General features: G+C 58.6%; 8 protein-coding genes and 1 pseudogene. 7 read left to right on the forward strand and 2 right to left on the reverse strand.

Annotation, left to right across the window (positions count from 1 at the left end; translation table 11 throughout):
• Positions 1-152: 152 nt before the first annotated feature.
• The gene (locus QHC67_RS18115; RefSeq protein WP_319296465.1) at positions 153-2,324 is read right to left on the reverse strand and encodes a TonB-dependent receptor; all 2,172 of its coding nucleotides are present in this window, start codon (positions 2,322-2,324) and stop codon (positions 153-155) included.
• 312 nt (positions 2,325-2,636) lie between these two features.
• Between QHC67_RS18115 and QHC67_RS18120 the strand changes: the two genes are divergently transcribed.
• The 7 genes and pseudogenes from QHC67_RS18120 to tnpC (QHC67_RS18150) all read left to right on the forward strand — a co-directional run bounded on the left by QHC67_RS18120 (position 2,637) and on the right by tnpC (QHC67_RS18150) (position 10,191).
• A complete protein-coding gene (locus QHC67_RS18120; RefSeq protein ID WP_319296467.1) occupies positions 2,637-5,030 on the forward strand; it encodes a TonB-dependent receptor in 2,394 nt (797 codons plus the stop codon).
• Between the two features lie 65 nt (positions 5,031-5,095).
• Positions 5,096-5,665, forward strand: coding sequence for a cytochrome b (locus QHC67_RS18125; RefSeq protein ID WP_319296469.1), 570 nt, complete (start codon positions 5,096-5,098; stop codon positions 5,663-5,665).
• Between the two features lie 223 nt (positions 5,666-5,888).
• Entirely contained in the window at positions 5,889-7,211 is a 1,323-nt protein-coding gene (locus tag QHC67_RS18130; protein WP_319296472.1) for an MFS transporter, read from the forward strand.
• Positions 7,212-7,313: 102 nt separating this feature from the next.
• Positions 7,314-7,670, forward strand: coding sequence for a nuclear transport factor 2 family protein (locus QHC67_RS18135; RefSeq protein WP_319296474.1), 357 nt, complete (start codon positions 7,314-7,316; stop codon positions 7,668-7,670).
• Between the two features lie 95 nt (positions 7,671-7,765).
• Positions 7,766-8,134 (forward strand): IS66-like element accessory protein TnpA, encoded by a 369-nt coding sequence (gene tnpA / locus QHC67_RS18140; RefSeq protein ID WP_319296477.1) that lies wholly within the window; start codon positions 7,766-7,768, stop codon positions 8,132-8,134.
• Positions 8,131-8,472: an IS66 family insertion sequence element accessory protein TnpB gene (gene tnpB, locus QHC67_RS18145; RefSeq protein WP_319296479.1), complete on the forward strand. Its 342-nt coding sequence runs from the start codon at positions 8,131-8,133 to the stop codon at positions 8,470-8,472. The genes tnpA and tnpB overlap by 4 nt, the downstream gene beginning before the upstream one ends.
• Before the next feature lie 72 nt (positions 8,473-8,544).
• Positions 8,545-10,191, forward strand: a pseudogene (gene tnpC, locus QHC67_RS18150) (IS66 family transposase).
• 59 nt (positions 10,192-10,250) lie between these two features.
• On the opposite strand, the gene tnpC (QHC67_RS18155) reads toward tnpC (QHC67_RS18150), so the two are convergent.
• Positions 10,251-10,831 (reverse strand): IS66 family transposase (gene tnpC, locus QHC67_RS18155; protein WP_319296482.1); only part of this gene is annotated, 581 nt, incomplete at its 5' end.

Here is a 10,831-nt window from a genome sequence, read left to right on the forward strand (position 1 = left end):
GCCTCTTGCCCATTTCCAAACTCCTTCATAATCCAAAATAACAGAGATTCTGGACCACTCAGAAGGGGGCAGATCACCCAACCACGACACGTCGCATAGCATATCCCATCCGAAAAATGTCTGGTTGGCAATGCGCCCGCCAGATCCAAAGATTAAAATTCAAAGCCGACGGTCGCACCGTATGTGCGCGGATCGGCATATGCGATGACCGGGTTGCCGCCAGCTTGTGTCGCACCAAAGGTCGCCGTCCGGCGATTGGTCAGATTGCGACCGAAAACGCCGATTTTGATCCCACTGGCCGACCGCCAGTTGAGCGACGCTCCGAGCTTGGCAAAGCGCGACTGGCGAAGCTGATTGTCGGACTCGAAGTAATAGCCGCTATTATAATAGACGTTGCCGGAGGCGGTGAGCTCTCCGCCGCTGACATTGGCCTTGTAATTTGCCGCGACGTTGCCGGAAAACTTTGCGGCAAATGGTAATTGCTTGTTATCACAGGACCCCGGCACAAGAGGTACGCCGCCAGCTGCCGTAGAAGTAGGACAATTCGGGAACTTCTCGAACTCGGGATTAATTAGGTTCAATCCACCTGTCAGGGTGAACCCTTCCGCCATCACAGCAGTGAAATCCGCGTCGAGACCGTAAATGCGCGCAGATGCGCCGTTGACCACGATTAGCGAAAACTGGGCAATCCGCTGCACCTGGATATTGGAATAATCATAGTAGAAGCCGGAAAGGTTGATGCGCAGATGGCGGTCGAGCAAGTCCGTTTTCAGACCGACTTCATACGCCTTCAGCGTTTCAGGTCGATAAGGTGCTGTTCCTGGGCCGTTGGAATTATAGCCACCACTCTTGAAACCAGTATTAAACGATGCGTACGCCATCGCTTGCTCCGAAAAGCGGTGGTCCAAGCTGATCCTGTAAGTGAACTTACTCGCGTTAACTTTTTGCGTCGGGAAGGCTTGTGGAATCGTGAGGCCAATCGCGGGAATTTCGGTTGTCTGGAACGCATCCTTCTCGGCACGATCCTCGGACGTGTAACGCCCACCCAGCGTGATGTTAGTCCCGTTCGCGACCTCGTAAGTAGCCTGGCCATAGCCCGCGATGGACTTTGCCGTTTGCACGGAATCGATCGTAATCCTGGCGCCGACACCAGGCTGATTGGCGAAATCGACGATGATCGGCTGATACACGCTTTTCAGATCAAAGTAGAAGACCCCCGCGGTCCACTTAAGCGGACCAGAGCCGCTCGAACTGAGCTGCAGTTCCTGACTGATCTGCCGATCGCTCTGCTGCTGGAACAGATTGGCTTGGTCCAGTGGCGAAAAGTCGAGATCCTCGGAAAGGTTCGAAATGCCCTTGCGATAAGCGCTTATGCTTGACAGCGCCACACCGCCAAAATCGTGCTCAATGCGTAGCGAGCCGCCGGCGCTCCAGCCCCAGGAGCGATAAGCATCATTGACGTCCGCATCGTAACCAATGTCGGGACCTACACGGCCGGGGACGAAACCCGACAATTTGCCGGGCCAGTTCACTACGCCGCCACGGCTGCTTGAACCGTCCCAGAAGTTCCCGGTCAAAGTGACCTTTGTGTCCGGGCCGGGCGTCCATGCGATTTTGGAGCGCACGATGATGTCATGCTTGAGCTTGTAAGTATCGGCACCAGTGACCCGGTTCCGGCCAAACCCATCACCCTGCGTCGCTCCCGATACTGCCAAGTCGGCGGCGAGCCCTTCACCGAGCGGTCCGGAGATATAGCCGTTTCCGGTCAAAGTGTCGTAATTGCCATAGCTCAGGTTGAAGGTGCCCGTCGCCGTATCGGAAGGAGAGCGCGTGATGACGTGGATCAGTCCCGCGGTGGCGTTGCGACCGAATAGAGTCCCCTGCGGACCCTTAAGAACTTCGATCGATTCAATCCCTGCGAGCGATAGTTCGCTTGCAATCGGTGCCGCCAAATACACGCCGTCGACATAGAGCGCGACTTGCGACTCTGCCCCTGCAGCATAGGCGCCGGAACCTATGCCGCGAATGTTGCTGGTGAAATAGCTGTTCGAATTTGATGTGTTCAAAGAAGGTGCCGCGATGTTGAGGTCAAGAACGCTTTCCACGTTCAGCGCCCGGAGAGCTTCACCTTTGACTGCCGTCACCGCGACTGGAACATCCTGAAGTCGCTCGCTGCGCCGTTGAGCGGTGACGACGATATCGGCGATGCTTGTGGATTGCTCCGACCGCGCTATCGGTTCCGTGGTTTGCGCATGCACACCCGTCGCTGTCAAAGCGGCAGCAGCCACGCAAGAAAATAGCTTCGCATGTGTAAAACGCTTCATACATCCTCCCTCTAGAACGCGACGTGGATTATCGGCCACTTACGCAAACCCTACTGTGGCACAGCCATTCATTATTGCAAGGCGAAAGTGTACGACGATTTTTAATGCGCGTCTGATCTGACCTGACAAACAATGATGTGAGGTACGCTGCGTCCAGTACCTATTAAAACGGCGTATCGCCACCGCTGGCTGACAGATCAGTCCCGCGTTCATCCGCCCTAGTCAGTAAATTCTTGTCCTACAGTTGCGTATTACGATTTTGCTGATACGTAAAGGTCAAAGAGAATCGCAAAGCGGTATCGGGAGAGAGATGTGCATCACTTTATAGGGTTATCCGCCGTTGGTCCCCTCGCTGCCTTGTTGGCGTTGCCGGTCGTCGCTCATGGGCAGTCAACAACGTCAGGGCAGGAAAATACTTCCTCCGTAGCAGCAGCGGAATCAGCAATCTCCGATGACATCGTCGTCACTGCGCGCCGCCGCGGAGAGCAGTCGCTCAATGTTCCGGTCGTGGTGACCGCGTTCAGTGCCGAACAACTTGTTCGAGCCGGCGTAAACAGCATCTCGGATATCGCTCGGCTCACGCCGCAATTGACCGCTGAAGCACACATCGGTTCATTCGGTGGTTTCACGGCACTCCGCGGGGTCACGAGTCCTTCATCTAATACCGCAACAGATCCGGCAGTGCTGACGGTCGTCAATAACGTACCCGTGGGAACTGGCGGCGCCAACCGTCTTGGGCAGTTCGATCTTGGGCAGGCCGAGATACTCAAAGGGCCGCAAGCCTTGTTCTTCGGCAAGAACGCAACCGGCGGCATTATCTCGCTAACCTCGGCCGAGCCGACCCACATTGTCGAAACGCTGGTGCGTTCGGAATATGAGGTGCGCGCAGCCGAACTTCAGGTGCTGGGGGTCGTGTCGGGCCCGCTTACCGACAATCTCCTAGCCCGTTTTGCGGTCAAGGGGCTGGGGCAACGCGGCTTTCTCTACAACGACGCACCAGGTGCGTATCACGATCGGGGGCCGCGCGTTCGGGATTTTGCAACCCGCGGTACGTTGATCTATTCACCAGAGAGTTCGTTCACCGCCAAGCTCAAGGTGACCTATAATCTGACGCGTGACCATGGCCCGCAAGATACCGTTCAACGGATGTATTGCCCGGCGGGCGTGCCAACGGGTTCTCAGGCAATCCCGGGAATTGCAGACTGCACGTTGAATGACCATTTCGTCCGCGCCAATCTTCCACCAAATTTGGACACGCTGACCGGCAATTCCCTGTTTCGCACTGACGGAAGCCGCTATAGCCGTTTCGAGCAGTTTCTGTCCTCGTTGGACCTTAACTACCAAGTTGCGAGCGGCATATCTCTGACGTCGATCAGCGGTCTTTATCACCTAAATTCGAAGTATTCGGACAACAATGTCGGCGGCCTCCCGACGCTGTCTGTCGCCGGATCGAACAAGCGCACCGTATTTTCGCAGGAGTTGCGCCTGGCATCGGATACCGGATCGGACGCGCCGTTCAGTTGGATGGTCGGCGGCTTCTACCAACATGACAGCCTCGACGATACTGAGCAGGTGGTGCGGTATGCGCCGACGACCAACGTGTTCGCCGTCAGCCCGCGTTCAGTGTGGAATGTAAAAGGAGAGTCGCTCTCGGCCTTCGCTCAGGGCTCGGTGAAGTTCCTGTCCGACTTCTCGTTTTCGGCCGGCGTTCGATATTCAAAGGATGTGAAGACCCAGGACGTCAACCTGAGCGACAAGTTCGTGCCGCGGCGCAAATTCACGGACGTCTCCCCCGAATTCACTTTGTCCTATCAGCCGTCGCGTAACATTAACGTCTTCGCGTCATTTAAGGAGGCCTACAAGTCGGGCTCCTTTCAAGTGACGTCGCTGGGCTTCCTTGGTCCAATTGCGAATCCGGCGACCATCACTATCGACAATTCCTACAATCCCGAAACAGTTTCCGGATTCGAGGGGGGCATCAAGGCGGCGTTATTCGATCGGCAATTGCGCGTCGAAGCGTCGGTCTACAACTATCTCTACAAGGATTTGCAACTCAGCGTCCTTGATCCGGTCCTCTCAACCAACCGTATCAGTAACGCTGCTGCCGCCCGCGTGAAGGGCGCCGAGCTGTCGTTCAACTTCGCGCCATCGTCGATCCCATCGCTGCGCCTGTTTACCGCACTCGCGTACAATAAAGGTCGATACAAGGACTTCATTGCCACCTGTTTCGTCGGCCAGACAATTGCTCAAGGATGCACGATTGACGGTCCTGACGCCGGCACCGTTCCCGACCTGCAAAGCTTTACCGGAAGGCCGATGTTCAAGGCTCCGAAATTGTCGGGCAACATCGGCTTCAGCTTAAACAGGGAAGTCGGTTCCGATCTCTCGATCGGGCTGAACGGCCAGGCGTTGTATCAGAGCAAGAGCTTTCTTGCTCAAGAGGAGGCTCCGTGGGGCATCCGTCGCGAAACGGTATTGCTGGATGCCGGATTCAGTCTCGGCGCGAGCAATCGTCGCTGGGAAGTCGGTGTCATCGGAAAGAACCTGACCAACAATCGCTATCCCATTCACGGCGCACAAGAGAGCAACACGGGCAATCCGGCGACGACTGGGACAACGGTGGGCGTGCCATCGGATTATAATGGTTATGTTTCTCGCGGGCGTGAAGTTCGGCTGTACGTAACCTTTAGACCGAACCTGTTCTAATAAGCTCGGCGTGTTTTCGGAAGGTGAGGGGCGGGACAAATGTCAGACGTGTCGAGGAAGTCGGAATGAGAAGTGCGATCGAGGCGCGCTACAGCGGCGCGCAACGCATCTTTCATTGGGTAACAGCTTTGGCCATGCTGGTGATTCTGGTGCTGGGTTGGATCATGCAACCTGGCAAGGATGGACCAGAGATGGCTACCTTGTGGGAAATCCATAAAACCTTTGGCGTTCTCGTCTTTTTGATTACTGCGGCACGTCTGGTCTGGCGGCATTACGATCCCCCTCCCCCTGCCCCGCCAGGCCAGCCCGACTGGGATCACAAGCTCGCTAACATGACCTATGCCGTGTTCTTCCTGGCATTGTTGTGGTTTCCGGCAACTGGTTACGTGTATTCCACCGCCGGAGGACATCCGCCAATTCTCTTTGGCATGATGCCAACGCCACAGCTTTTGCCGATCGACAAGGAAGTCGCGGCTTGGGGCAAGTCGCTGCACCGGCTTTCGCAATGGCCGCTCTATGCGCTCATTCTCTTGCACCTGGCAGGCGTGTTCTACCATGTTTCCGTGCGGCGCGACGGCATGTTGGACCGGATGCTGCCCGCACAGAAACCTTACGGTAAGAATGACGACAAGTAGATCGCTACATGATCAAGCCACTAACCTCCAACTCATCCGCCGACACGGCACGAGAGCGGCGGTTGTGCTGAGGTGATCATAGATGCGTACCCGGAGACATAGTTACGTTCTATCCGAAGACAGGTCTTTCAGCATGCTTTCATCGCGCCAAAGTGTCCTACAATTTGCCCGATGAGCTATCTTATATCTCCGGCGCTCGGAGGCATGTGACGGAGAAGATTCGATGAGCACTCCTACGCTTACCAACCTGATCGACGAGCAACGAACGACAACTCTCCATTTTCGCGTTCTGCTGGTGTGCGCAGCGATCGCATTTTGCGATGGATACAGCGTTCAGGCGGTGAACTTCGCCGCGCCAAGCATGCGCGAAACCATGGCGTTGACTCCAGCTCAACTCGGCGCTGTTTTTTCACTGAGCCTCGCCGGGATGACAATCGGTAGCTTCGGCGTCGGGCCCATCGCCGACCGCTGGGGCCGCCGTCGTTTGCTGATCGCAATGACATTGGCTTTTGCGCTGCTGACGGCAGCAACCAGCCTTACGACTTCATTTTGGCAAGTCGCGATCCTTAGATTGCTGGATGGTGTGGCGTTAGGCAGTGCACTGCCTAACGCTTATGTTCTGGTCTCAGAGTACAGCCCCGCAAAACGGCGCCGATTTTCGATCGGAACGACCATATTGGGTTACTCGATCGGCGGATTCGTCGCAGGGCTCGCGACTGTGCCGTTGATTGCGCACTTCGGATGGCGGTCGGTGTTTTTGGCTGGCGGAGCGGCAGGAATGGCAGCCTCTGCGGCAGCTTGGCTATGGATCCCCGAAAGTCTCACGATGCTCATCCGGAACGAGAGTGGGCATCGACTTGCAAGGACGATCCTAGCGAAAATTGCGCCCGACTTCACTGGCCCGCTTGCACAGTTGGTCCTGCCGGTCGAAAAAAAGCGGAGCATGGTCGGCGCCGTGCTCGGTCCCCAATATCTGAAAATCACGTTGCCTCTATGGATCGTCAGTTTTTGTTCGGTATCGGTTGCGGCGTTGTTTGTCAGCTGGACGCCGTTGGTGCTGAAGGACGGCGGTCTCACGCTCTCGCAAGCAGTCAACGTCGCAGTGGGCTTCAACCTGGGCTCGATGATAGCTTCGTTGATGGCGGGATGGTTGATGGACCGGTTCTCCCCGCCATGGACTCTGACGGCGATGCTGGGGCTGAGTTGCGTTTCCCTTGTCACGATGAGTTCATTTCTCGACAGTCCGACCCTGGTCATCGTGCTCGGCGTTTTGGCGGGCATTGGCGTGGGCGGCGGCCTGACCGGAATGGCGGCGCTCCCGGCCACTATCTACCCCGGCCCGGTCCGCGTCACGGGTGCTGGGTGGTGCTTGGGAATGGGCCGCCTGGGCGGCGTGTCGGGACCTCTGATCGGCGCGACCTGGGTGGGGTTCGGGTTTCCGGGTACGCAGATCTATTTCATCGCACTCGGCATGGTGCTGATCGCAATCTGCGCATCGCTGTTTCTGGCGCGGCGGCCGCTTTGGCGCAGCATGGCTATCCGATGAGTTTTGGCAACTTTGCCAAGCTTCAAGGTCCTTATAGCAAACCCCAAGTCCCAGTATAGTCGTTCACCGTAACAAACCGCGTAGACAATAGAGGAACAACCAATGTCACAAGATGTCAGCCCAATTCTAGCGCTCGAGCAAAGGCGCTGTGCCGCAATTAATGCGCAAGATATCGAAGAGGTCGGCGCTGTCCTTGCCGATGATTACCAGCACATCCATGCGAGCGGACAAATCGATGATCGCGAAACCTACATCAACAGTCTCAAGAAGGCGCCCCGCCACTCCGAACGCGGCGAATTGAACGTCCGCGTTTACGGGGACGTGGCGGTCGTTGTTGGAGACCAGATCAACACGTTCGACGGCAGGCAATCGACGCTGGTAGTGCAACAGATTGCAGTTGCGCATGGCGGCAACTGGCAGTTCGTGTCCACGCAATTAACGCGCAAAGTGGATCATTGAGAGCGGAACGGTAGCCATCCGGCGAGCCCTGCCTTGCCGATTGAGTGAGAGATTGGTCTTAAGCTTGCTCTCAAGAGCGCGCTTAGGAGTGATCGATGGGCCAAGTTACGGTATTTTCGGGTCCAGAACGTCGGCGGCGCTGGAGCAACGAAGAGCGGCTTTGGATCTTGGCAGAGGCCTTTGCGCCGGGCGCCTGTGTCGCCGAGGTCTGCCGTCGGTACGATATCTCGTCGGCGCTGATCTACACTTGGCGGCGGAAGCTGCGCGAAGCTCATACCGAGCCCGCATCCGATCATTTGCCAACTCCCGGCTTCGCCGCGGCCGTGTTGATCGATGAGGCAGAAGCCGCTCACCCCGGTCTGCAGCCCGCCATTGTCATCGATCTGGCGCGCGGGAAGCGGATCAGCATCTTTGACTCGGCATCCTCCGCGCTGGTGGCCTCAGCGTTGAAGGCGTTGCGATGATCCCTGCGGGCGCCCGCGTGTGGATCGCGATGGGGCACATCGTTATGCGCAAGGGAATGCAGGGGCTGGCCTTGCTGGTCCAGCAGGGCCTCGAGCGCGATCCCCACGGCGGCGATCTGTTCGTATTCCGCGGGCGCGCCGGATCGCTGGTGAAGCTGATCTGGCATGATGGGATCGGCATGTCGCTTTATGCCAAGCGGCTGGAGAAGGGGCGGTTCGTATGGCCCTCGGCGAAGGACGGCATGGTGTCGCTCACAGCCTCGCAACTAGCCTGCCTGCTCGATAGGATCGACTGGCGTAACCTGCAGTATAGCTGGCGTCCGCAGAGCGCTGGATAAGGCTCGCCTTTTCTTCTCTGTCCTCCCATTTTGCGCTTCATTCCGCCGCTTTTTTGTGATTCCATGTAGGTCATGGAAGCAGCCATTTCGCCCATTCCAGACGATATCGAAGCGCTCAAGGCGCTGCTGGCGAGTGCGACCCAGCGGGCCAATGAGGCCGAGGCCAGGCTCGCCAATGCCCATGCTCGGGAGAGCGCCACCGAGGCGGTGATCGCGCATCTCAAGCTGCAGATCGCCAAGCTGAGACGCGAGCAGTACGGCGCCAGCGCCGAGCGCACCCGTCACCTGCTCGACCAGATGGAGCTGCAGCTCGAAGATCTCGAGGCCGATGCGGCCGAGGATGATCTTGCTGCTGAGGTTGCAGCCGAGAAGGCCCCGATCGTCGGCGCCTTCCAATGCAAGCGGCCGGCCAGGAAGCCATTTCCTGAGCACCTGCCGCGTGAGCGAGTCGTCGTACCAGCGCCGTGCTCTTGCCCGGCCTGTGGCGGCAGCCGACTGTCGAAGCTGGGCGAGGACGTTACCGAGACGCTTGAGGTGATCCCACGCGCCTGGAAGGTGATCCAGACCGTGCGCGAGAAGTTCTCCTGCCGGGACTGTGAGACGATCTCCCAGCCGCCCGCGCCCTTCCATGTCGTGTCGCGCGGCTGGGCGGGTCCGAGCTTCCTCGCAATGCTGCTGTTCGAGAAGTATGGGCAGCACCAGCCGCTCAACCGTCAGGCCGAACGCTTCGCGCGCGAAGGCGTGCCGCTGAGCACCTCGACGCTCGCCGACCAGGTCGGTGCTGCCACTTTCGCGCTGATGCCGCTCTACCGCCTCATCGAGGCGCACATCCTCACTGCCGAGCGATTGCATGGCGACGATACGACCGTACTCGTCATGGCCAAGGGCAAGACCGATACGGCAAGGCTATGGGTCTACGTGCGCGATGATCGGCCGTTCGCTGGCGCCGATCCGCCTGCGACGTTGTTCCACTACTCGCGCGATCGGCGCCTACCATCCAAGAGCGCATCTCGCGTATTGGTCAGGCATCCTGCAGGCTGACGCCTATGGCGGCTACAGCGAGCTCTATGCTCCTGGTCGCATGCCCGCGCCCATGCTCGAGGCTGGCTGTTTCGCCCACGCGCGGCGCAAGTTCTTCGAGCTGGCCGACGTTGCCAGCGCGGCCCGCAAGAAGAGCCGCGGCGAGCATGCCGGCATGATCTACCCGATTGCCCTCGAGGCAGTGCAGCGGATCGATGCCCTGTTCGACGTCGAGCGCGCCGTCTATGGGAAGGACGCCGGCGAGCGGCTCGCTGTGCGCCGCGAACTGAGCGCGCCGCTTATGGCCGGGCTGCACACTTGGCTGACTACCCAGCTGGCCAGGCTCTCGCGCAACCACGATCTCACCAAGGCGATCAACTACATGCTGCGCCGGTGGGACGCCTTCACCCGCTTCCTCGACGACGGCAGGGTCTGCCTTACCAACAATGCCGCCGAACGCGCGCTGCGCTGCGTTGCGTGCCGCTTGGTCGGAAGGCGTGGCTGTTCTGCGGCTCCGATCGCGGCGACCAGCGTGCGGCCGTCCTCTACACTCTGATCCAGACCGCCCGCCTCAACGATGTCGATCCGCAGGCTTGGCTCGCGGACGAGCTCACTCGCATCGCTGAGCATCCCGCTCAACAGCTCGATCAGCTGCTGCCCTGGAACTGGCAGCCAGCACGGCACTCGATTACCACCTGATCAGCGTTACGCCGCGGCCTTCACCGGATGGCTACGCGGAACGACCGTAAGCGATGTTCTCAGCCCACGTGGGTCCAGGGCATGAGGTCACCGACACTGTTTGCGGGATAACCATTGGCGAGTTTGGTGAGCGTTTCGGTCAGCCAAGTATGCGGGTTGATGCCGGAGATCTTGCAGTTCTCGATCAGCGTGGCGGTGACGGCCCAGTTATCGCCGCCCTCGTCAGAGCCCGCGAACAGGGCGTTCTTGCGATTGAGGGCCAAGGGCCTAATCGACCGTTCTACAGTGTTGGTGTCGAGCTCGACGCGCCCATCGTGGAGGAAGACGGTGAGGCCGTCCCAACGGGTCAATGCATAGCGGATGGCCTCGGCCAGCTTGCTCTTGGCGCTGACCTGGCTGAGCCGCGCTTCCAGATAATGGCGCAGGTCATCGACAATGACACGGGCGTGCTCGTTGCGCACGGCCCGACGGTGGTCGGCATTGCTGCCACGAACCTCGCTCTCGATGGCATAGATCCCAGCGATGCGCTTTAGGACCTCGGTGGCAACCGGAGACTTGTCGGCAAGATCGAAGAACTTGCGCCGCACGTGTGACCAGCAAAACGCAAGGGTGATCCGCTGCTGACGCTTGGCGAGCGCAG

The organism is Sphingobium sp. (assembly GCF_033795625.1).
Taxonomy (GTDB): domain Bacteria; phylum Pseudomonadota; class Alphaproteobacteria; order Sphingomonadales; family Sphingomonadaceae; genus Sphingobium.